General features: G+C 72.9%; 20 protein-coding genes and 1 pseudogene. 9 read left to right on the top strand and 12 right to left on the bottom strand.

The window, feature by feature from the left end; genetic code table 11:
* The first annotated feature begins 33 nt into the window (after positions 1-33).
* Together ACZ4Z5_RS02915 and ACZ4Z5_RS02910 are read left to right on the top strand one after the other, a co-directional pair.
* The gene (locus ACZ4Z5_RS02915; protein ID WP_468255736.1) at positions 34-993 is read left to right on the top strand and encodes a class I SAM-dependent methyltransferase; all 960 of its coding nucleotides are present in this window, start codon (positions 34-36) and stop codon (positions 991-993) included.
* Between the two features lie 6 nt (positions 994-999).
* Complete coding sequence (locus ACZ4Z5_RS02910) at positions 1,000-1,608, top strand: arsenate reductase/protein-tyrosine-phosphatase family protein (RefSeq protein WP_468255733.1); 609 nt, start codon at positions 1,000-1,002, stop codon at positions 1,606-1,608.
* An 18-nt stretch (positions 1,609-1,626) separates the two neighbouring features.
* Here ACZ4Z5_RS02910 and ACZ4Z5_RS02905 read toward each other — a convergent pair whose 3' ends face one another.
* Complete coding sequence (locus tag ACZ4Z5_RS02905; protein WP_468255730.1) at positions 1,627-3,489, bottom strand: DUF4012 domain-containing protein; 1,863 nt, start codon at positions 3,487-3,489, stop codon at positions 1,627-1,629.
* An 11-nt stretch (positions 3,490-3,500) separates the two neighbouring features.
* Positions 3,501-4,505: an LPXTG cell wall anchor domain-containing protein gene (locus ACZ4Z5_RS02900; RefSeq protein WP_468255728.1), complete on the bottom strand. Its 1,005-nt coding sequence runs from the start codon at positions 4,503-4,505 to the stop codon at positions 3,501-3,503.
* A gap of 360 nt (positions 4,506-4,865) precedes the next feature.
* Here ACZ4Z5_RS02900 and ACZ4Z5_RS02895 point away from each other — a divergent pair, with 360 nt between their 5' ends.
* Positions 4,866-5,510: a hypothetical protein gene (locus tag ACZ4Z5_RS02895; RefSeq protein WP_468255725.1), complete on the top strand. Its 645-nt coding sequence runs from the start codon at positions 4,866-4,868 to the stop codon at positions 5,508-5,510.
* 202 nt (positions 5,511-5,712) lie between these two features.
* Here ACZ4Z5_RS02895 and ribA read toward each other — a convergent pair whose 3' ends face one another.
* Positions 5,713-6,465, bottom strand: a complete 753-nt coding sequence (gene ribA / locus ACZ4Z5_RS02890; RefSeq protein WP_468255723.1) for a GTP cyclohydrolase II — start codon at positions 6,463-6,465, stop codon at positions 5,713-5,715.
* 134 nt (positions 6,466-6,599) lie between these two features.
* On the opposite strand from ribA, the gene ACZ4Z5_RS02885 reads away from it, so the two are divergent.
* The gene (locus ACZ4Z5_RS02885) at positions 6,600-7,412 is read left to right on the top strand and encodes a creatininase family protein (RefSeq protein ID WP_468255720.1); all 813 of its coding nucleotides are present in this window, start codon (positions 6,600-6,602) and stop codon (positions 7,410-7,412) included.
* Entirely contained in the window at positions 7,409-8,365 is a 957-nt protein-coding gene (locus ACZ4Z5_RS02880; RefSeq protein ID WP_468256593.1) for a RibD family protein, read from the top strand. The genes ACZ4Z5_RS02885 and ACZ4Z5_RS02880 overlap by 4 nt, the downstream gene beginning before the upstream one ends.
* Positions 8,366-8,476: 111 nt before the next feature.
* Here the strand turns inward: ACZ4Z5_RS02880 and ACZ4Z5_RS02875 are convergent.
* From ACZ4Z5_RS02875 to ACZ4Z5_RS02855, 5 genes and pseudogenes are all read right to left on the bottom strand, one after another.
* Positions 8,477-9,241 (bottom strand): annotated as a pseudogene (locus ACZ4Z5_RS02875) (lysylphosphatidylglycerol synthase domain-containing protein); the annotation flags it as partial.
* Positions 9,242-9,300: 59 nt separating this feature from the next.
* Positions 9,301-10,242 (bottom strand): methyltransferase domain-containing protein, encoded by a 942-nt coding sequence (locus ACZ4Z5_RS02870; protein ID WP_468255717.1) that lies wholly within the window; start codon positions 10,240-10,242, stop codon positions 9,301-9,303.
* Positions 10,239-11,465 (bottom strand): glycosyltransferase family 4 protein, encoded by a 1,227-nt coding sequence (locus tag ACZ4Z5_RS02865; RefSeq protein WP_468256590.1) that lies wholly within the window; start codon positions 11,463-11,465, stop codon positions 10,239-10,241. The genes ACZ4Z5_RS02870 and ACZ4Z5_RS02865 overlap by 4 nt, the downstream gene beginning before the upstream one ends.
* A gap of 59 nt (positions 11,466-11,524) precedes the next feature.
* Positions 11,525-11,923 (bottom strand): 6-pyruvoyl trahydropterin synthase family protein, encoded by a 399-nt coding sequence (locus tag ACZ4Z5_RS02860; protein WP_468255714.1) that lies wholly within the window; start codon positions 11,921-11,923, stop codon positions 11,525-11,527.
* Between the two features lie 95 nt (positions 11,924-12,018).
* Positions 12,019-13,038 (bottom strand): zinc-dependent alcohol dehydrogenase, encoded by a 1,020-nt coding sequence (locus ACZ4Z5_RS02855; RefSeq protein ID WP_468255711.1) that lies wholly within the window; start codon positions 13,036-13,038, stop codon positions 12,019-12,021.
* A 113-nt stretch (positions 13,039-13,151) separates the two neighbouring features.
* On the opposite strand from ACZ4Z5_RS02855, the gene ACZ4Z5_RS02850 reads away from it, so the two are divergent.
* Entirely contained in the window at positions 13,152-13,910 is a 759-nt protein-coding gene (locus ACZ4Z5_RS02850; RefSeq protein ID WP_468255709.1) for a CDP-alcohol phosphatidyltransferase family protein, read from the top strand.
* Positions 13,911-14,494: 584 nt separating this feature from the next.
* Here ACZ4Z5_RS02850 and ACZ4Z5_RS02845 read toward each other — a convergent pair.
* The 4 genes from ACZ4Z5_RS02845 to ACZ4Z5_RS02830 form a co-directional block, all read right to left on the bottom strand.
* The gene (locus ACZ4Z5_RS02845; protein ID WP_468255706.1) at positions 14,495-16,693 is read right to left on the bottom strand and encodes an alkaline phosphatase family protein; all 2,199 of its coding nucleotides are present in this window, start codon (positions 16,691-16,693) and stop codon (positions 14,495-14,497) included.
* Positions 16,694-16,841: 148 nt separating this feature from the next.
* Entirely contained in the window at positions 16,842-17,384 is a 543-nt protein-coding gene (locus ACZ4Z5_RS02840; protein WP_468255704.1) for a hypothetical protein, read from the bottom strand.
* Between the two features lie 105 nt (positions 17,385-17,489).
* Positions 17,490-18,632: an ArsR/SmtB family transcription factor gene (locus ACZ4Z5_RS02835; RefSeq protein WP_468255701.1), complete on the bottom strand. Its 1,143-nt coding sequence runs from the start codon at positions 18,630-18,632 to the stop codon at positions 17,490-17,492.
* A 46-nt stretch (positions 18,633-18,678) separates the two neighbouring features.
* Positions 18,679-19,860, bottom strand: coding sequence for a M20 family metallopeptidase (locus ACZ4Z5_RS02830; protein WP_468255698.1), 1,182 nt, complete (start codon positions 19,858-19,860; stop codon positions 18,679-18,681).
* 495 nt (positions 19,861-20,355) lie between these two features.
* Here ACZ4Z5_RS02830 and ACZ4Z5_RS02825 point away from each other — a divergent pair, with 495 nt between their 5' ends.
* From ACZ4Z5_RS02825 to ACZ4Z5_RS02815, 3 genes are read left to right on the top strand one after another with little or no spacing between them, the layout of a single operon-like run.
* The gene (locus tag ACZ4Z5_RS02825; protein ID WP_468255695.1) at positions 20,356-20,622 is read left to right on the top strand and encodes a hypothetical protein; all 267 of its coding nucleotides are present in this window, start codon (positions 20,356-20,358) and stop codon (positions 20,620-20,622) included.
* Entirely contained in the window at positions 20,619-21,068 is a 450-nt protein-coding gene (locus ACZ4Z5_RS02820; RefSeq protein WP_468255692.1) for a hypothetical protein, read from the top strand. The genes ACZ4Z5_RS02825 and ACZ4Z5_RS02820 overlap by 4 nt, the downstream gene beginning before the upstream one ends.
* A complete protein-coding gene (locus ACZ4Z5_RS02815) occupies positions 21,002-21,262 on the top strand; it encodes a hypothetical protein (RefSeq protein ID WP_468255689.1) in 261 nt (86 codons plus the stop codon). The genes ACZ4Z5_RS02820 and ACZ4Z5_RS02815 overlap by 67 nt, the downstream gene beginning before the upstream one ends.
* The last annotated feature ends 172 nt before the right edge of the window (positions 21,263-21,434 follow it).

Below are 21,434 nucleotides of genomic sequence, written 5' to 3'. Positions count from 1 at the left end.
CCGAAGCAGCGCCACATGAAAGGAGACCCCGGTTTGCCGGACACTTCTCGGGACCACTGCCCCCTCTGCGGATCCTCCTCCGCGGCCACCGCTTCACGCATCCGTTTCTCCGACGTCTGGCGTGCCTACGCGGAACAGTGGGGCACGTCGTTCACGGACGACGTCAGGGGACGGCACGGCAATGAGGAGGACGCCGTCGCCCTGCGCCGTTGTCGTCGCTGCGAGCTGGAATGGTTCCACCCGGCACGCGAGGGCGACGCCGAGTTCTACGAGCAGCTCTACACCGGACGGATCGCCTACGAGACGTCGCGTTGGGAGTTCGGGCTCGCCGAGCGGCGCATCCCGGACGGTGCCCGCGTGATCGAAGTGGGCGCGGGCGAGGGGGCGTTCCTCCGTTCCGTACGTCCACGGTGCCGTTCCGTGGAGGCGATCGAGCGGAACCCCCGGGCAGCGGACGTGCTGCGCGCGGCGGGCGTCCCGGTCAGTGACGCCGACGTCCGCGACGACGCCCTGGCCGGCCCCGACCGGGCGGACGTCGTCTGCGCCTTCCAGGTGCTGGAGCACGTCGCTGACGTCCGCGGCTTCCTCGCGGCACTGGCCACGATGGTGGTGCCGGGCGGAGAAGTCCTCGTTTCGGTGCCGAACCGGGAGCGGTTCCGTGAGGGCCTCGAACCGCGGGACTGCCCACCGCACCACCTGTCCCGGTGGAGTTCCAAGCAGTTCGCCGCCTGCGCCGCAGCCGTCGGCTTGGAACTCGTCCTTGTCGACTGCGAGCCGCCCGCGCTGTCCCACGCGCGAGCAACACGCCAACGAGCCGTCCGGACCGTGCTGGGACCGCTGACCGGACCACGGGCGGCGCAGTGGGCGGGCAGGGCCACCGCCCGGTTGCGCATGTCGCGGCGCCGCCACGCGCGCCTGGCGGCGGAGGGCCGCTTCGCCTCCCGCGGGGAGTACGGTCACACGATGTTCGCCGTGCTCCGTCGCCCCCGGTGAACCGCGATGGGTGATCCGATCCCGCCGCCGACGGGGAACCGGCAGTCGCCGGAGGCCCGGTCGTTCCGGGTACTCGTCGTCTGCACGGGGAACGTGCACCGCTCCCCCCTCGCGGAACGCCTGCTGGCGTCCCGCCTGGCCGTGGTGCCGGACAGGTTCCGGGTGACGAGCGCCGGCACCGCCGCCGAGGCAGGCATGCCGATGGACCCGGTCGCCGCCTCCCTGCTCGCGGAACTCGGAGGCGACTCCGCGGGAGCCGTCGCCCGGAGGCTCACCGCGGACCTCGTGCGTGACGCGGCACTCGTGCTGGGCGCCGCGACGGAGCACCGCGAGGCCGCCGTACGGCTCTGCCCGGTCCATGCGCTCCGCTGCGCGTTCACCCTGCGAGAGTTCGCCCGGCTGATCGACGAGGACGATGCGGCCGGCCTCACCGACCCTGCCGACCGGGCCGCGGCCCTGACCAGGGGGGCGGCGGCACGTCGTGGAGCGAGCCGCGGGGCACCGGGCGACGACGACCTGGTCGACCCCTACGGCCGTTCCGAGGAGGAGGCACGGGCATGCACGGCCCGTGTCACGGAGGCGGTGGCACGCATCACGGCGGCAGTGCTGGGGTGACCGCCGGACGGGCCGGGGTCAGTCCGTCGTGCACGCGGGCGGAGCGTGGACCGTGGCCCGCAGCGGACGTGGGAGGCGCTGGTTCAGCACCGTGGGCGCCCGGTCCGCCGCGGGTTCCAGCAGCCGCAGCTCCACGGTGCGGCTGCTCCCCGCCGGCACCTCGACGTCGAACGTGTACACGGGATGTCCGCGCTCGATGCCCGGCGTCATGAAGGCCTTCTGCCCGCCCACCGTCGCGTCGACCAATCGTGCACCCGCGGTCGCGTAGTAGGAGACCAGCAGGCGGTTGTCACCCTCGCGGGTCGCGCCGCGGGGCGCGTCCAGACGGGTGGTGACGTACGGGGGGAGCCCCGAGGAGGGTGCACGGTTGGCCAGGACCACCTTCACGGAGACCTGGCGTCCGGCGGCCGTGCAACGGCCGGCACGCCAGTCCAGGGTGCGGTCCAGGTAGTAGTCCAGTTTGGTGCCGGCGGCGTTGTTGACCACGAGCCCGGCGTAGGGTTCCGGGCCCTCCGGGAGGGCCCCGCCGACCGGTCGCGACGCGAGCTCCCGTTGTTCGTCCTCGTGGGCGCTCCACATGGCCATCCGGCCGTCGTTCAGCACCTCGTACGCGCCGGCGAGCAGCGCGGGCAGTTTCTGGGGGTCCTCGGCGGCGGTGAGCAACCGCACGGCGGCGGCGCGCGCCACGTCCAAGAGGAAGGCCTTGCGCTCGAGCGCGTCGGGGAACGCCGCATAGTTGGTGCGTTCGCTGAGGTCCTCCACGTTCTCCGCGGTGACGACCGTGCCCCCGTTCGTGCGCGCCGGTCCCGAAGCCGCGAGCAGACGCGCCAGGACGCCGGGGTCCAGGGACAGCACGCCGTCGACGCGTTCCCCCGTCTTGTCGAACCACGTGGCCGACCAGATGCGGGCGGCGTAGGGGAAGTGCGGGCTCATGTTGGAGTTGGGCCACGTGTTGACCGCATCGCCGCGCCCGTACATGGCGGTGAACTCGGGGCCGAGGCCGACCTCGGGGCGTGCGCCGAGCATGTCCGTGTCGTGTCCGAAACGGGTGAGCGTGAACCTGCCCCGGTCGGCCGTCAGCAGGGCGTGGGCACCGGGCAGTCCACCGGTTCCGCGCGCCTCCGCGGGGTTCTGGAAGACCACGAAGTACCGTCGCGGACCGTCGGCGCCCAGCATGCGCGGGAGGAGGCGGGCGCCGGTGGCGGCGTTCTCCACGGCGGGCGCCAACCGGTCCAGCCGGGTGACGAGTCGTTCGCGCACCCGGTCCACGGCGGGGAGCCAGGTGCGGCGCGGAAGGCCGTGGGCGCCGGTACGCGCCGCGGTCACCCGCCGCGACGCCAGTTCGAGAGCGGGGGCGGCACCGCGCAGGGCGTCGAGGTTCAGGTGCCGGTCACCGGTACCCGCGTCCCCGGTGACGCGGCCGGCGGTGCGTACGACGGCCGGCAGTACGTCGCGGGTCAGCCCGTCGACGGTCTCGGCCGTGCCGCGCACGGTCTCGAAAGGTCCTCCGACCAGAGGCAGGTGCGCGGCCACGGCCCACGCGGGTCCGGTGGTGAGCCGATGGGCCCTCGTCGAGTGCGCGCCGGCGGAACGGACCGCCGCTTCGGCGCGCGCCCAGCGGTTCCCGGCTGGTGAGCCCGCCGCGGGTGCCGCCGTAGGGATGGACACCACGGCGTTCCGCAGCGCTTCCAGGTCGCTTCGGACCGCGAGCATCTCGCTGCGTGCGTACAGGCCGGTGACGAGCACCCATGCGGCACCGACGAGCAGGAGGCCGCCCGCAGTCCACACCACCGGCCCGGTACGACGGCGGCTCCGTCGCACCAGGCCGGTGAAGCGGGACAGACCGGTGCTGCCCGGGATCGTGCGGGAGGTCCACGGCATCCGTGGGCCTCTCAGCCGCGTTCGGTGTTGGCGCGCCGCCGCTTGGCGATCAACAGCGCCCCGCCACCGAGGAGCACCAGACCACCGGCCGCGCCGACCAGTGCGAGGGTCGCGTCCGAGGAGCCGGTGTCCGCGAGCTTCGACGAGTCGTCGCCGTCGTCGGACTTGGACGAGTCGTCGTCGGACTTCGAGGAGTCGTCGTGGTCGGAGTCACCGCCCCGGCCGCCGTGGTCGTCGCCCTTGTCGTGTCCCTTGTCGTGTCCGTTGTCGTGTCCGTTGTCGTGCCCGGGGCCGCCGTGGTCGCCGCCGTGGTCGCCACCGTTGCCGGGACGGCCGTGGTCGTCGCCGTCGTGGTCACCGCCGCCGCCACCGTGGTCACCGCCGCCACCGTGGTCGTCGTTGTCGTCGTGGCCGCCACCCCCGCCGTGGTCGCCACCGTCATTGGGGTCGTCCTCGTCGGTCACGGTGATCACGGCGGACACCCTGACCCGGGAGGTCTGACCCTCGTATTCCAGCGTGTACATGCCGTCCCGGGTGCCCACCGGGATCGTGACGCTCCCTTCGTGGGAACCGTCGGCGGGCACGGTCAGGGTGGCGATCACCACTGTGCCCGGGACCCCGCCGCCGGGCGGCGTCGTCCGGGTGGGTGTGGGCTTCGGCCGCGTCGCGGCCGCCGAGGGCTTCGGGTTGAGCGTCAGGTCCGTTCCCGGCGCGACCGTCGAGAAGGCGAGGGGGAGGGCGGACGTCGGCGAGCGCAGCGAGGCCGCGGCGGGGCCGCCCGCTCCCGCGACACCCAGCGGGATGAGGCGCACGATGATCGTCTCGAACGGCAGGAAGCCGGTCGCGATGTGGTTGATGACGTCGCCGTCGTCGACGGTGTCGTCGTCGATCTGCAGGCTGGGGGCCGGCGGGTACTGCGCGTACGCCGGTCCCACGTACACCATCGGGGCAGCGGCAGCCATCAGGCTTGCGGCGGAGGCGGCCAGGGCGACACGCCATTTCGTACGTCTGAGCATCGTGTTCGGGCTCCTTCGGATGCGTCGCTTGATCAGTGATCGTTCGTGTTTGTCGGCGAGGGTCGCCGCCGACTGCCCGATTCAGACGACGTCTGGCCACGGCGGATCGGACAGCAAGGGCATAGACGGCATCGACCGAAATCAAGCAACGGATCCATAGACCCGGGCGGCTCCGGCCAACCAGGCTCACCACACGGGTCCACAGGACGGCGCAGTGGTTGCACTCGTGTGGCCCACAGGGCTCGCGTCGGCCGCCGGAATCCGGTGAGAGTCGTCGGTGACCTGTACGAAGGGCCGCACCCGGCCCTCGGCCCCGGTCCCTGACACCCGACCTCGGGACGAGGAGGAGCGATGCCTCACATGACGAACGGCGTCCGGCACATGAGCGGACTGCGGGACGCCCGCTACGGCGAGGTCCTGCTGATCTCGCCGGGCGACGACGGCGGTCTCAAGGCGGACGTCTACAACACCATGGGGCTCAACGACTGCCCCCCGGAGCGGTGGAACGCCCTCGACCCCCGGTCACTGGCGCAGCAGTTCGACGTGCCCATGGTGTATCTCAACGGACCCCGCTTCTGGGCGATGGACGAGATCACGGCCTACAAGGCGGGGGACACCGCGACGTTCGGCGGTCTGGAGGCCCGGCTGGTCGCCGAGGTCGCCATTCCCATGGAGATCGACGTCACCGGGAAGACCCCCAGGAAGTACTACGTCGACTCCACCGTCGAACGGGACACGGAGTACGTCTTCTCCAAGGGGAGGCCGGTGCACGCCCTGCACGCCCCGGGAGACCGGACGTACGTCCTCCAGGCCTACGCCCACACCGTGGACGACAGCCTGACGATGGACTCCCTCGCCACCCTCGGCGGGCGGCTGCGGCTCCCGGAGGGCTGGGAGTACCGCGTGCACACCCCGGAGGAGGACCTCGTCGTCCGTACGGTCGACGGGGAGGCCCACGTCGTGCAGGACGAACTGGAGAACACGTACATGCTGGCTGCTTCTTGAGCTCAGTTCATCGAGGGCCGTTCATCGAGCGGACGGGTCATCGAGCGGACGGGACGACGGACGGGCCCCGGAGCCGGCTGCGGCTCCGGGGCCGTTCGTCGTGCCCGTTCGTCGTCCAGTCCGTCGAACGACGAAGCCACCGAGTCCACGTCCCGGTCCGCGTCCAGGGGCTCCGCACGGCGGGGCACCGCCCGGCCGTGTCTCAGGCCCTGTCGGCCGCGTGGTCCAGCCGCGGAAGGCCCTGGTGCGCAAGGTCCTCGCGGGAAAGCCCCTGGTGCGCAAGGTCCGGGTGCGGAAGGTCCGCCCCGAAGTCCGGCAGGTCCAGGTGCGGCAGGTGGTGCCCCATGCGCTCCCGCTTGGTCCGCAGATACGAGAGGTTCTCCTCGCGCGGCGGGGTCAGCAGCGGCACCTGCTCGGCGACCCCGATGCCGTGCCGCACCAGGGCCTCGCGCTTCAGCGGGTTGTTCGACAGCAGCCGTACGGACCGCACGCCGAGGTCGTGCAGCATGTCCGCCGCCACGCGGTAGTCGCGGGCGTCGGCCGGGTACCCGAGCGCGAGGTTCGCCTCGACGGTGTCCAGCCCCTCGGCTTGGAGCTGCATCGCCTGGAGCTTCGCCAGCAGACCGATCCCGCGCCCCTCGTGGCCCTGGAGGTAGACAAGCACACCGCGTCCGTCGTTCACGATGGCGCGCAGCGCGGCGGACAACTGGTCCCCGCACTCGCAGTGCCTCGACCCGAAGGCGTCTCCGGTGAGGCACTCCGAATGCAGCCGGACAAGCGCGCCGTCACCCTCGATATCGCCGTACACCAAGGCTATTTGTTCCTGGCCGTCATTGATGTCCCGGTAGCCGACGGCGAGAAAGACGCCGTGCTCGGTGGACAGCCGGACCTTTGCCGCGCGTTCGACGCCTGATGAACGAACAGTGTCCTGGTATGCGCCATCAGTATCTATCATGGCCAGATCATATCGGGTAACCTCTGGAAGCGGCTCCGAATCGGCGTGAAATTATCAACTGCCCTGCTGGTTGCGCTTGTTCGGGCTGTCGGTCGGTCAAATCGCTTGGATCGGGAAAGAAAGGGTCGGGAAACATGGGTGGCCCGCACGTGCGACTGCCGGCTTTGGGTCTGCTGCCGCTGGACACGACGACGGAGGACGTGAGAACCGGGAGGGCGGGCGTGGCCGTGCTGCCGGTGGGCAGTTTCGAGCAACACGGGCCGTTCCTGCCGCTGATGACGGACACCGTCATAGCCTGCGCGATAGCCCGGGAGGTCGCCGCGGCGTACCCGGTCCGCTGCCTGCCGCCGGTGACGATCTCCTGTTCCCACGAGCACGCCGACTGGCCGGGAACCGTGAGCATCTCCGCGGCGACCCTGCACGCCCTCGTACGGGACATCGCCGGATCGCTCCGCCGGTCCGGTGTCCGCAGTCTCGTTCTGATCAACGGTCACGGCGGCAACTACGTCCTGCGGAACGTGGTTCAGGAGTCCGCGGGCAGCGGCACGCGCATGGCGCTTTTCCCCGGCCCGGCCGACTGGAATGCGGCGCGGGACAGGGCGGGTGTGCAGACCTCGTCGCACAGCGATATGCACGCCGGAGAAGTCGAGACATCCATACTTCTGCACGATCACCCAGAACTCATACGTCCCGGATATGAGACCTCCGATTGGCTCGCCGACGACCGCGAGCATTTGCTGACCCTGGGTATGCGGGCCTACACCGAGTCGGGTGTGATCGGTCGTCCGTCATTGGCCTCCGCGGAGAAGGGAAAGGAATTGCTCGCCGGTCTCGTCGATTCATTCGCCGAATACTTCTCGCTCCTCTCGCCGGGCGATTCCGGGCCCGGCTCGTCCGGCACCGAAGACCGCCGGCAGCCGGCCGCCACCCGAGGGGAGACGCGATGACCGCGAGTACCGCGACGCATGCCGCGACGGCGCACCGCGACGCCGCGCTCGACGCCTCGGAAGCCTGGGAGCGACTGCTCGGCGTCCGCACCGAGGCGGACGCCGACGCCGCCGGACTCCTCCGATGCGCGGACGGCGGCCGCCGGTGGAACGCCTCGCCCGAGGCCGAGGCCCTCACCGACCGCTATCTGTCGCTGTGCCTGGCCGGCCCCCGCTTCACCTTCGCGCAACTGGGCCAGAGCCTCGACGGTTTCATCGCGACCCGGACCGGAGACGCCGACTACGTCACCGGCGAGGAGGACCGGGAGCACCTCCACCGACTGCGGGCCCTCGCCGACGCGGTGGTCGTCGGCGCCGGCACCGCCGTCGCGGACGACCCCCGGCTGACGGTCCGCGCATGCGCCGGCAGCAACCCGGTGCGCGTCGTCCTCGACCCGCACGGCCGGGTGCCGCTGGGGCACCAGGTGTTCCGCGACGGCGAGGCACCGACCCTGTGGGTGGTGGCCGCCGACGGCGAGCATCCCCGGCTCGCCGCCGTTCCCTCCGGTGTCGACGTGCTCACGCTGCCCGACCGGGCCGCGTTCACCCCGCACCGCCTGCTGCACGAGCTCGCGCGACGCGGTCTCGGCCGCGTACTCGTCGAGGGCGGCGGTGTCACGGTGTCGCGGTTCCTCCACGCCCGTGCGCTGCACCGGCTCTACGTCACCGTGGCGCCGGTCCTGCTCGGCGACGGGATTCCGGGCCTCGGCTTCCCCGGCCCCGAGCTGATGCGGGACGCGCTCCGGCCGCCCGTGCGACGCGCCGCGCTCGGCGAGGACACCCTCTTCGAACTCGACCTGCGGGCCGCGCACGCCGACCGCGCCGGGGAGCCGCCCGAGGAACGCGATTCCGCCGGGAAGTCCGGCGGAACCGCCCGGCCGGACGCGGCCACCGCGGCCGCGGCGGCCGCGTAGTCCGGTGAGCCCCTGGACGGCGAGCACACCCAGGCCGGGCAGGCTCGCGGCGAAGCAGAGCAGCCCGTACACCACGGCGACGGTCAGCCCCTGGGACGCACCCAGCCCCGCGGCTCCGAAGGCCCAGGCGGTCACGCCCTCCCGGGGGCCCCAGCCGCCGACGTTCAGCGGCAGCGCCATGGCGAGCAGCGCCAGCACCATCAGGGGCAGCAGCTCGGCCGCCGGGGCCGTCGCCCCGGCGGCCCGGGCCGCCAGCAGGAACATGCCGAGGTAGCCCGCCAGCACCGCCACGGACGACAGCAGCACCCCCGGCCAGGTGCCCCGGCCGAGCAGGCCCCGCCGTGCCCCGGCCGGTACGGCCCGCGCCGCGAGGCGCGGGCGGGACGGGCCGGACTTCCCGCGCAGCCGTACGACGGCGACGACCACGAGCCCGGACAGCACCGCGAGGAACGCCGCCGCGCCCGGCGCCGTGACGAGGCGCCCGACGAACCGGGCCGCCTCGGCCGGCGCCGGGGAGGGCTGCACCACCAGGAACGCCAGCCCGACCGCGACGAGGACGACCTGGCCCGCGAGCCGTTCCAGGACGACCGCGCGGACGCCCCCGGCGACGTCACCGGAGCTCCGCCCGTGCCGCACCGCGCGGTGCACATCGCCGAGCACCCCGCCGGGCAGCGCCGCGTTCAGGAACAGCGAACGGTAGTAGTCGGCCACGGCCGGACCCAGCGGCAGCCGGAAGCCCAGCCCCCGGGCCACCAGGCACCAGCGCCAGGCGCTGAGCACGGTGGTGAACAGCCCGAGCCCGAGAGCGGCCAGCAGGGTCGGGCCGTCGATCCCGCGCAGACCGTCCAGGAACGCCCCCGTGCCCTGCCACCACACCACCGCCGCGAGGACGGCCGCCCCGGCGATCAGGCCGAGCCTGGCCCGGACCGCCCGGATCACGCCCTGCTGCCGTTCGACGCCGGCAGGGCCAGTACGTCGCTGTGGTGCACCACCACTCCCAACTCGCCGGCCTCGCAGGCCGCCAGACGGCGCCGCAGGTACTCCTCGGCACGCGAGGCGAGGTCCGGGCGCTGCTCGCACGCGGCCCCGACCCAGCCCCTCAGCCACTCGGCGGCCAGCGCGGATCCGCCGGCGTCCGCCGTGGCACCGCCCGCGCCCCCGGACGGGCTCCGGGACGCGGAACCGAGCCGCCACGGGCTGGGGTTGACCCACACGTTCATGCCGTGACGGGCGAAGGCCATGGAGGCGGCCGGCACGGCGTCGGGTCCGAGCAGCAGCCGGCCGCCGTCGAGGCGGCGCTGGTGGGCGTTGAACGCCTCGGTGATCTCGGCGTCCAGCGGATCGGACGGGGTGAGGTCGACCCGCCCCACCACGGACAGCGCCAGCAGCACCGGGCAGCCGGCCCCCGCGCAGGCCGCGGCGAGCCCGTCCAGCTCGTCACGGGTGAGCAGGTCGAGCAGGGCGGACGCGGTGACCAGCGACGTACCGGCGAGGCCGTCCGCGGTCAGGCGGGCGATGTCGCCGCGTTCCGTCGCGACGGTGACGTCGGAGCCTTCGGCCGCCTGACGGGGCATCCGGGCGGCGGCCAGTTCGAGCAGATCGGGGTCGTGGTCGTGCAGGACCCAGTGCTGGGGCCCGTCCAGCTGCGGGGCGAGCCAGCGGCTCATCGAACCGGTGCCGCAACCGAGGTCGCGGATCACCATGGGCGCGCCCGGCTCCGCCGGCGCGCCGGACGCGCCGTCGGCCGTCCCGTGGCCGCGGTCCGCGAAGTGCAGGCGCAGCGGGTCGAGGAGCTCGGGGGCGCGGGCGGCGGCGTCGGCGGCCTCCCGCAGCGCCAGCCACTCCGGGGCGAAACGAGGTGCTTCGGTCGTCTTCATGTGGTCCTCCGGGGTTCCTTCCGGAGCTGCTCCAGCACCCTGGCCAGACTCCGCGAGGTCGTCTCCCAGCCCGCCAGCGCGGTGCGCCGTCGTCGCGCCGCCACCTTCGCGCGGTGGCGTTCGCCGGGTTCGGTGAGCCAGCGGCGCAGGGCCGCGGCGAGGGCCGCCGGGTCGTCCGGCGGTACGAGGGCGCCCGGCACACTGCCGTCGGGCGCCTGCCCGAGCGCTTCCGGGAGCCCGCCGACGGCCGTCGCCAGGACGGGAACCCCCCTGGCGAGCGCCTCGGTCACGGCCATGCCGTAGGTCTCGGCGTGCGAGGCGAGCACCATCAGGTCGGCGGCGGCGTAGCTCGCGTTCAACTCCGGTCCGGACCGGGGGCCGACGAGGTGCACCCGGTCCTCCAGGCCGTACTTCCCGATCAGCTCCCGGAGCCCTGCGACATGTCCGGGGTCCTGGCCGAGGCCGCCGACGCAGACGCAGTCCCACGGCAGCCCGGCGACCGTTTCGAGGGCCTCCACCAGCCGGAGATGGCCCTTGCGCGGGGTCACCGAGGCCACGCACAGCAGCCGCGGGGCGCCGGCGGTGCCGACGGTCCCGTTCGTGCCGGTGGTCGTACCGCGGTGCGCGTCGGCCGGCGTGCGGTTGCTCGCACCGCTGCCCGTCGTGCGGCCGCTCGTGCCGTCGTTCTCGACGCCGTGCGCGCCGCCCGTCGTCCCGCCGTACCCGCCGCCGTGTGCGCTGCCGTTGGCGAGGGGTGCGATGTCGGCACCCGGGGCCGCGACGTGGACCCGGGCGGGATCGAGTCCGTGATGGTCCACGAGCCTGCGGGCCGCCCAGCCGCTGGTCGCCACGACCGCGGCCGCGGACCGCAGCGTCCTGCGTTCCGCCGCGTCCAGGGCCGCCGCCTCGCCGGGCGCGAGCCCCGTCTCGTCGCCGAGCGGCAGATGCACCAGCACCGCCAGACGGAGCCGTTCCGCCTCGGGCACGACCACGTCGGGCACCCCGCAGGCGACCAGTCCGTCGAGGAGGACGAGACTGCCGTCCGCCGCCTCCCGGAGCGTCCGGGCCAGTTCCTCGCGCGCCGCGGGCCCGGGCTCCGGCCAGTCGCCCGCGACGGTGTGCTCGTGGACCTGCCAGCCGACCTGCGGCAGGTCCCGGCAGACCCTGCGGTCGTAGATGTTGCCGCCGCTGGGTGCGGTGGCATCGTCGACGCCTCCGGGCATCACCACGTGCACCGGGCGTTCGGGCACGGCGGCGGCTGCGGGGGGCAACGGGTCCGCCGTCACAGAGCCCGCTCGTAACTGGCCCAGGCGATGTGCGACTCGTGCAGTGTGACCGTGATGCCGGTCAGGCCGCGGGCACCCTCGCCCAGCGCCCCGGTGTGCACCCGGTCCGCCAGCCGGTCGGCGATGACCTTGGCCAGGAACTCGGTCGAGGTGTTGATGCCGGTGAACTCGGACTCGTCGTCCAGATTGCGGTAGTTGAACTCCCCCACCACCTTGCCCAGTTCGGTGGTGGCGAGACCGATGTCGACGACGATGTTGTCGGAGTCCAGTTCGGTGCGGCGGAACGTGGCGTCCACGAGGAACGTCGCTCCGTGCAGACGCTGCGCGGGCCCGAAGACCTCACCGCGGAAGCTGTGAGCGATCATGAGGTGCTCGCGGACGGTGACGCTGAACAACGGCTGTGCCCTCCCGGTCGGACGTGTCGGGCCGCTGGCGGCCCCTGGCCTTCAGTACGGCCGGAGGGTACTGCGTGTTCAAAGGCCCAGGTAGATCACCTTCCGGAGCCCGTACCCGGCGTCGTGGCGGCGTCCGGAGCCGTGTCGTACAGGACACGGTGGCACATGCCGGGCAGGTCGCCGGAGGCGATCCGGGGCATCACCGACGGCAGTTCCTCGAAGGCGCATTCGCCGGTGACCAGCGCGTCGAACACCGGGTCGGCGAGCAGGTCGAGGGAGAGCGCCAGCCGGTCCGCGAAGGTCCGGCGGGAGCGGCGCGCCTCGGACACCCTCCCGACCTGGCTGCCGCGCAGCACCAGCCGGCCGGAGTGGAAGGCCTCCCCGAGCGGCACGCTGATCCGCCGGTCGCCGTACCAGCTGAGCTCCAGGACCGTGCCCTCCGGGGCGAGGAGTTCCAGCGAGCGCGTCAGACCGGCCTCGGTGGCACTGGCGTGCACGACGAGGTCGCAGTCGCCGAGGGCGTCCCCGGGAAGCGCGAAATCCACCCCCAGCGCCCCGGCGACGGCGGCACGCGCGGGATCCGCGTCGACCAGCTGGACGCGGACGCCGGGGTACCGGGCGAGAAGCGCGGCGACGGAGCAGCCGATCATGCCCGCCCCGACCACCGCGATCCGGTCGCCGACCAGCGGCGCGGCGTCCCACAGCGCGTTCACCGCGGTCTCCACCGTCCCTGCCAGCACGGCCCGTCCGGCGGGAACCGCGTCGGGCACCGGAGTAACGGCACTCGACGGGACGACGTACCGGCTCTGGTGCGGGTAGAGGCAGAACACCCTCCGGCCGACGAGGTCCGGCGGCCCTTCCTCGACCAGTCCGACGTTCAGATAGCCGTACTTGACGGGTCCGGGGAAGTCGCCGTCCTGGAACGGCGCCCGCATCGCCGTGTGCTGGCTCTCCGGAACACCCCCGCGGAAGACCAGGCTCTCGGTGCCCCGGCTCACGCCCGAACACAGCGTGCGCACCACCACGTCGCCGTCGGACGGTTCGGGCAGGGCCACCTCCCGTATCTCGCCGACTCCGGGGGAGCGGAGCCAGAAGGCGCGTGCGAAACGCTCCATGGCGGCCTCCTGCCTTGAACGCTCGGGTGATGGTTCACGTTCTGATAGTCACGGGGCCGCACACGGTACGCGGCACCCGGTGGATCTGTCACACGGCTGGAGGGTGGTGCGCGGTGGCCCTGACCGCCACATACGACACGAGGCTGCTGCGACCGGAGACGGCCGCCGGTGCGGGCGCGCAGACCCTGCTGCTGGTGCTGCTCGGCACGTCGACCGGACTGGGGCCCGTGGGCTGGCTGGTGGGGCTGGTGTTCACCGTCGCCACCTGGGCCGTGCTCACGCGTGCCCTGCGCCGGTCCGGGACCGGGCCGTTCGGTCCGGCGAACACCGTCACTCTGGCCCGCACGACGCTCGTCGGAGGGGTGACCGCGCTGGTCGCCGAATCCTTCGCGAGCCCGCCCGCGACCGGCGTCATGGTCGCGCTCACCACGATCGCGCTGCTGCTCGACGCGGTCGACGGCCAGGTCGCCCGGCGCACCGGGACGGAGTCGTCGCTGGGGGCGCGCTTCGACATGGAGGTCGACGCCTTCCTCATCATGGTGCTCAGCGTGTACGTGGCCGTGTCGCTGGGCGCCTGGGTGCTGCTGATCGGCGCCATGCGCTACGTCTTCGTCCTCGCGGCCGGACCGCTGCCCTGGCTGAACGGGCCGCTCCCGCCGAGCATGGCGCGCAAGACGGTCGCCGCGTTCCAGGGCATCGCCCTCGTCGTCGCGGCCGCCGGGATCCTGCCGTACGCGGCCGCCTACCTGACGGTCCTGGTGGCCCTGGCGTCACTCGTCTGGTCCTTCGGCAGGGACATCGCGTGGCTGTGGCGCGTCCGCGTGCCCGAAGGCGTGGTGCCGGTGCGGGAGATGACGCGCGAGAAGGTCTGAACGTCGGAGTCCGAACCTCGGAGTCAGAGCGGGCGGGTCTGGACGCGCGGGTCCGGGCTTGCGGGTCCGGGCTTGCGCGTCTGAACGTACGAGTCCGGACGTACGAAACGCCCGACTGCACCAGAAGTCACGGCCGGTGTGCGTGGCCGGGGCGGCGCTGCCCGGCACGGCGTCCGGGGCCTGCTCCTCGGCCCGTCGGGCTCGCGTGGACCCCGTCGGCACGCCCGCGTGAGCACCGGACCCGGCCCTGGCGCGAACTCGAGCATCGACGGCGCGCGCTCGTCGGGCATCGACGCGGCTCGAGGGTGTCGCCCCGGTGCGTCGGCTGTACGTGTGCGCTCCACGCGTGTTCGGTGCGGCGCGAAGGAGCCCCGGCGCACGCGACACGGCCGACCGGTGCGTCGCCCCTCGTGGCCCGTCGGCAAAGCCCGACGGGCCGGTCCCGCGGTTCGCGCATGAAGGGGCTCGGCGTTTGCACGGCGACGGGCCGACGGTCCCAGTCCCGGCTCTTCGCCGGCACCGGGCCGCCCCTCCGTTCGCCTACGCCCGGTCGGCTGCCCTTCGCCTACGCCCGGCCCCGGCGGTCAGCGGCCCGCCGGGGCCGGGGTGCGGCCCGGCTGGGGTCCGTAGGCCGTCAGGAAGCGGTCACGGAAGTCGTTCATCTTCCAGACGGGCGCCTGCGGGCCGGGCTTCAGGCCCTCCTGCCAGTCCCAGCCGGAGATCCGTTCCATCACCGCGGGGTCGCGGGCGACGATCGCGATCGGCACGTCCCTGCCGAGCTTGCGGCCGGTGACGACGGGGGCGGCCTGGTGGTCGCCGAGGAACACGAGCACCGTGTCGTCGTCTCCGTACTTCTCCACGTAGGAGACGAGACTGTTCACCGAGTACTGGACGGAACGTGCGTACTCGGCGCGCACGTCGGACGGCTCCTTCCACAGCTCCGCCGCGTCCCTGCCCTCCGCCTTGACGGCGTGGTAGACGGAGCCGTCACCGACCTCGTCCCAGTCGAGCATCCGCGGTATCGGCGCCCACGGAGTGTGGCTGGAGGTGAGGATGATCTCCGCCATCATGGGCCCGTGCGGCTTGCCGTGCTCCAGCCGTTCGAAGGCGGCGAGGCTGTACTGGTCCGGTACGGGCGACCAGCTGAACTTCGGCCCGCGGTATCCCATGTTGCGGGAGTCGTAGATGTTGTCGAGGCCGTAGAACTTCCCCTCCGGCCAGGACCGGGTGACACCCGGCATGATGCCGACGGTCCGCCAGGCTCCGGTCCGCCGGAAGGCACCGGTCAGCGTCAGACGGTCGCTGGAGGTGAGGGTGCGGTAACGCTGCTGGTTGTTGACCCACAGGCCCGAGTTGAACGTCGAGTGGGCGAGCCAGCTGCCGCCGCCCGCCGTCGGCGAGGTGAGGAAGCCGCTCCGGGAGGAGTACCCGGCCGCCCGCAGCCTCTTCGTCCCGTCGGCGAGCGCCGCACTGACCGGCGGGCCCATCTGCGGGTCCTGGAGCGCGCTGCGGCCGTAGCTCTCGATGAAGGCGAATATGACGTCCTTGCCGCGCAGCGCGGTCAGCAACCGGTCGGGCGGGGTGCTGCGGAACGCGTCGACGGCCGCTTCCCCGGCGAACGCTTCCTTGTCCTCCAGGCCGGCACGCACCTGTTGGGCACGGCTCTGGAGGAACCCGGCCGTGCCGCCGGAGGCGACCGGCACGCCGGCGATCTGCGCGCCGAGCGCGGCGCAGGCGGCCCAGACGGTACCGGCCGCCAGGGTGCCGCGGGTCGCCGTCGTGCCGTGCCGGACGACGAGGTCGCTCAGTCTGGCGGCCGCCAGGGCCATCAGGACGAGCAGGGCGACGACGAGGACCACGACCAGGACCACCGCCCCGATCGCCCCCGCCGGACCGACGGCGTCCCTGAGGAACGACTCGGCGTCGTCGAACAGCACCCAGTCGAGCACCAGGTCGAACGGCCGGTCGAGGACCTCGTAGAAGCCCATGTCCAGGAGCTTGAGGATGGTCGTCGCGCCCAGGAGCGCCCCGGCGCCCATGGCCACCGCCCGCCTCGCCCTGCCGTGCCGCAGGACGAGCACCACCGCGACGCCGAAGATCCCCTCCACCGGAATGTGCAGGAACGCCCCCGGGGCGAGATCGGTGAGCTCGTTCGGCAGCAGCAGCGCGAGCAGTACGAACACGGCGGCCAGACCCGTCGTCACACGCGTCAGGACCCGCGCCCGACGGGAACGCGGAGTCTGCGGTGTGTCGGTGTCGGTGTCGGTGTCGGTGTCGGTGGTGGTGTCGGTGGTGGTGGCGGTGGTGGTGTCGGTGGTGGTGTCGGTGACGGACTCGGCGTCGGCAGCCGCGGTGGAGCCGTCGTCGACGGACGGGCCGTCAGGCGAAGCTTCCTCGTCGCCCACCGCGCCTGCGGGGTCGTCGGTCGGTTCGTCGGTGACGGCCTCGGTGTCCGCGGGGCCGTCGGTCATGCCGGGGCCGGGCTCGGCGTTGGCGCCGGAGCCTTCCTTGTCATCGGCGACATCGGCGTCCGCACCGGTGTCGATATCGGCGTCCGCGTCCCCGTCCCCATGCGCCGCCCCCTCCGCGTCCCGCGCCGTGTCTCTCGTCACGGGAGCCGGGATCGCGGCGTTGCCGTCAGGGGGCGTGGTGCCGTCCGTGAACGCCGGGTCGTGCGGCGTCGTTGGGCCGTCGGAGGACGCGGTGGAGTTGCCGGGCCGGTCGTCCTCCCCGGTCGCGTCGCCCGTGTCCGGCTGCTGACGAGAACGTGTCCAGAGCGACACCCGAGGATCCTTCCGTACAAGCCCGCTGATGGCACGGCGGACCAGGCCCGGAAGGCCGGGGCCGCCGTTGTGTGTACGGTTCGCCGGCCGCTTCGGTTCAGGCACGGGCCCTCGCTCCCACCACCGGCCCCGACGCGGCCGCGCGCCGTCACGCCTCGCTCCCGACGCGGCGGGCCCGGCCCACCACAGTGCCCACGGCGACCACCTTCACCCCCGGGACGGACGCATCGGTCGGCTGCAGGGCGAGAAGTGACGCGAGCGCGTCGCGGAAGGCCTCCCGGTCCCCCGGTGCATACGCGCTGCCCATGTCGTCCGGCCGCCGGTCCTGCGCCAGGCGGTGCTTCATCGCCGCGATGCCGTGCAGACCGCGGGTCCGTACGACCGCGACGGGATCGACGACCGTGCAGCGGAAGGCCATCGCGACGGGGAAGACCCATTCGACATCGGCCGTCGACACCTCCCGCTCGACTTTCACGGTCACGTTCCGGCTGACGTCGACCACGCTCACCGCGGTCGCCCGCGCCACGGCCGCCGGGTCGGCCGGCCCGGCGACGTAGTGCGTCGGGCCGATCCGGTGGACGAGCACCTCGTTCGCCGCCGGTACGAGCGGACGCCTCCGCTGGAGGAGCGCGCTCCAGCGGAACGCGGGCTCGAGCTCACGGTGCCTGGTGATGGGGTAACGGATGTTCACAGCAGACCTCCTGACGACGTGTCGAACGGCACTCCTCGTGCGGCGCTCCTCGTGGGGAACCCCCTGTGCGAACCCCCCGCGCGGAACTCCTCGTACGGGCCGTGCTCAGTACTGCAGCGCGACGGCGACGTCCCGGCCGATGCGTTCGACGGCGGCGAGATCGAGCCCGTAGCGCACATAGCGGCCGTCGCGTTCCGTGCACACCAGCCCGAGGTCGCGTAACGCCCGCAGATGGCGTGAGACCTGCGGCCGGGTCATCGACAGCCGGTCCGCCAGGTCGGCGGTGGTCATCGACTGCCGCGCGATCAGCCGGCACAGCCGCACTCGGCGGGGATCGGTGAGCGCCAGCATGCGGCTGCGGGCGAGCGTGACGCCCACTTCGGGGGCGTAGACCGGGAAGTGGACGACCGGTGGCAGCCCCGGCTCGTTCTTCACGAGCAGATGGGGTGCGCCGAACAGTGTGGGGATGAGCAGCACCGGCGTACGGGCCGGGGTGATCACCGCGTGGTGCACCTTGTCGAAGACGACGCGCACGGGCCCGGCCTCGCCGGTGGACCCCGCATCGCCCGTGGTGTCCGGGGACGGACCGGCGAGCCGCGCACCGGCCGGGCTGAGGGAGAGCAGAGCCGCCGCCGGCCCCTCGTCCGCGAGCCGTTGCCGCAGCCGGTGGGCGGCTCGGGTGAGCGACGGTTCGATGTCCGCCCAGAGGTCGCCGAAGAACGCGGAGCGGCACAGGTCGAGGAAGCCGAGCACGTCCATGCGGAGCGCCTCGGGGTCGCGGAGCAGGGCCTCGGCGAGGTCCAGGTGCGGTTCGGGCAGCCCGGACGCGGCCTGGCGCAGTGCCGCGGCCTGCCCCGGTTCGTGGAGGATCCGGCCGAAGTCGAAGCCGCGGTAGCCGCTGGCGCAGGCGTACGCGGTGAGTTCGGCGAACAGGTCCAGTGGGAGCCGGGCCGGATTCGACGACCGGGCGCCTGTTCCCTGTCCCGTACCGCCGCAGCCGGCCGATCCGTCGAGCCCCGGGTAGAAGCCCCGCCAGCGCAGTGCCGTCCACAGTGGCGAGAACCGCCGGAGCCCCGAACGGAAGGCGGGAGGCGCGGCACCGAGGACCTGCTCGGCCCAGGGCGCGCGATCCGGGTGGTGGGCGTGCTCGGTCAGCACATGCAGGCTCGCGGCCAGCTCCGCGAGAGGTGACACCGCGACCGTGAAGCGTGCGGTGACAGCGCCTTCCAGAACGATGACGACCGACATGGGCGGAGTGTAGGGACGTCGGGTCTCTGTCTCTCCTCTCACCGGCTCAGCCCGCCGCGAACTCCGCCCGTGCCGCGGCCAGCAGATCCGCATCCGTGAGCAGGTCGCAGACGACCCGGGCCAGTCCGGTCGCCGCGATCTGGGTGCGGTCGTGGGCGAAGGAGGTCGCCGCTGCCTCGCACATGGCCCGGGAGTGACTGGGTGTGCCGGGGGCGGCGACCTGGACGTACGGGTGGATGACCGGCATGAGCTGGGAGAGGTTGCCGATGTCGGAGGAGCCGGCCGGGCCGTCCGGGTCGCCGGGCGCGATGTCCAGGCCCAGCGCGCTCACGGTGTCGCGGAACCGCTCGGCGAGGACCGAGTTGTTGCGGCGCTCGGCGTAGAGGGGACCGGTCTCGCAGAGCTCCGCCTCCGTCTCGGTGGCGAGTGCCGCGCCCCGGGCGGCCTTGTGGACCCGCTCGACCAGCGCCAGGGCCGACGCGGCCGTGCGGTCCCGTACGTAGAGGTCCACCGAGGCGCGGGCCGGAACGACGTTCGGTGCCTGGCCGCCGTCCCGGACGATTCCGTGGATCCGCGCGGTGGGCGGTACGAACTGGCGCATCGTGTCGATTGCGGTGAGGAACAGCTGGGCGCCAGCCAGCGCGCTGCGGCCCTGCCAGGGGGATTTCGCGGCGTGCGCGCTCACACCGGTGAAGCGGGCCCGGAGGTGCGCCGCGGCCAGCCCGTGCTGCATCGTCAGCGAGCGGTCGCCCGGATGGAACATCACCGCTGCGTCGATGCCTTCGAAGACGCCCGCGTCGGCGAGCCGCACCTTGCCGGCGCCGCCCATCTCCTCGCCCGGGGTGCCGATGACGGCGATCGTGCCGGCGTGACCGGGCAGCGCACGCACGGCGGCGATCGCTGCGGCCGTCCCGCCCGCGGCGATCAGATTGTGTCCGCAGCCGTGCCCGACCCCGGGCAGCGCGTCGTACTCCACGAGCACGGCGACACACGGACCCGGTCTGCTCCCCTTGTGCACCGCCACGAACGCGGTGTCCAGCCCTCCGGCCGGCGCCTCCACGGTGAATCCCGCTTCCGCCAGCCAGCGGGTGATCACCTCCTGGGCGTGGAACTCGGCGAACTTCAGCTCCGGCCGGCCGTGGATGGCCCGGCTCACCGTCTCCATCCGGGGCCGCAGCACGGCGAGTTCGGCGGAGAGCAGCTGCAGGGCGGGCGTGCTGACGGACATGAGGACTCCCGTTGTCGTCGAGTTGGGTGACGCCTCGTCACGTACGTCGAGACTGCGCCCGCCGGCGCACCACCGGAGCCCGATTACCGCGCCCCAGGTAACCCTCGTCGCGGCCGCGCTCCGATCCGAGACCCGCAGGTTCGGGCCGGAGTTCGGAAGAACGCTCCCGGAGTCGGGAGTCTCCGGTGCGCCGGTCCGCTTTCCCCTCGGTCTCTCCGACGAGGAGGGCGTGCCACAACATGCCCGGCAGAGGCGGTGGACAGGGGGACAGACAGCCGGCGCGAGGTTCGATGGGACTCCACCGCGTGCCGTTCGCGGTGGTCGACCGGGTCGACTTCCGGCGGCCGACCGCGGGTGCATACCGGACAGGGCCGTATCCCGGAGGTCTGGACGACGACGAAGCCCCAGAATTCCGGCCTGACGCTGTTCTCACCGCGACCGCTCTTCCGTGACCGCCCATAGCGTCACCTGAAGGCGACGGTTTATGCTCGGGTTGTGCGAGCAACGAGCGACCCCCTTACCGACGACGAGAAGACCGACCTGGACGAGGCCCTCAAGGCCGTCCGCCGGGCCGAGCAGGCCCTCGCGCGGGCGCAGGAGCACCTCAACCGCACGGCGGGCCGCATCGGCTCCGCCGACCGCTACGGGCAGAAAGCCGCGGTGGGTCGCCGCGTCGGCTGGTCCCGCCAGCACATCAACACCCTCGCCAACGCCTACCGGGCAGACGAACCGGACCAGGAGGAGAGGACCCAAGCCGCATGAGCACCGCGCCCCAGCCGTCCGACATCCCGCAGCCGCAGGCCCAGCCCGAGGCCGTCCGCGCCACGCTCGCCCGGATCGCCCCTCACCTGCTTGCCGACTTCGACCGTGACCGAGCGGCCAGCACCGCCCGTGCCCGCGCCGAGGTCTCCGCGGCTCCCCTCCGCACGTTCACGGAGGCGTGGGCCGTCGAGGTGGCCATTGCCCGGCATCCGGAGACCGCCGCCCGGCTGCACGCCCTGGAGGCCCGCGCCGGAGAGGTCACCGACCTCGGCGAGGCCCGTGACATCGCCGCCGAGATCAGCCGTATCCGCAACGCCGCCGCCGCCGAGGCGGGCATCCGTACCGCCGGCGGTGCCGGCCGACGACCGACGACCGTTGGATGTGGGAGTACGCCTTCCATGCCGAGGACGAGGTCGGCTACCCGAAGTCCGTCCGCGATGAGGTGAAGGCCGTCGCCGACCAGATCGTCGAACTCGCGAACCTCGGCATCGATCCGTCCGAGCTCGGCGACCCCACCCCAGGTACGGCTCGACGTCATACGCTCCATTCCGGCGGGTGGTTCGAAACCCAAGCGCTACCCCGGATGAGGCCACGCCTGATCGCCGTGGTCCTGGTGGTAACACCACCGCACCTGCTCTGACACGCGTCAAGGATTCTGGCGCAACTTGGGAGCCACCCGGCGCTTCGATATCCAGAGGGCGCCTGAACTGCGAAATCTGATCCGCGGGCGCAATTTCTCCGGCCCTGGGCCGCTCCCTGCCGACCGCTGTTCATTGGCCTTACCAGCACGTGGTGGCACGGCCTCGTAGCAG

The sequence above is a fragment of the Streptomyces sp. NPDC030222 genome (assembly GCF_055573115.1).
The sequence above is the reverse complement of the archived record's forward strand: the minus strand, read 5'-3'. Positions and strand labels throughout refer to the sequence as shown.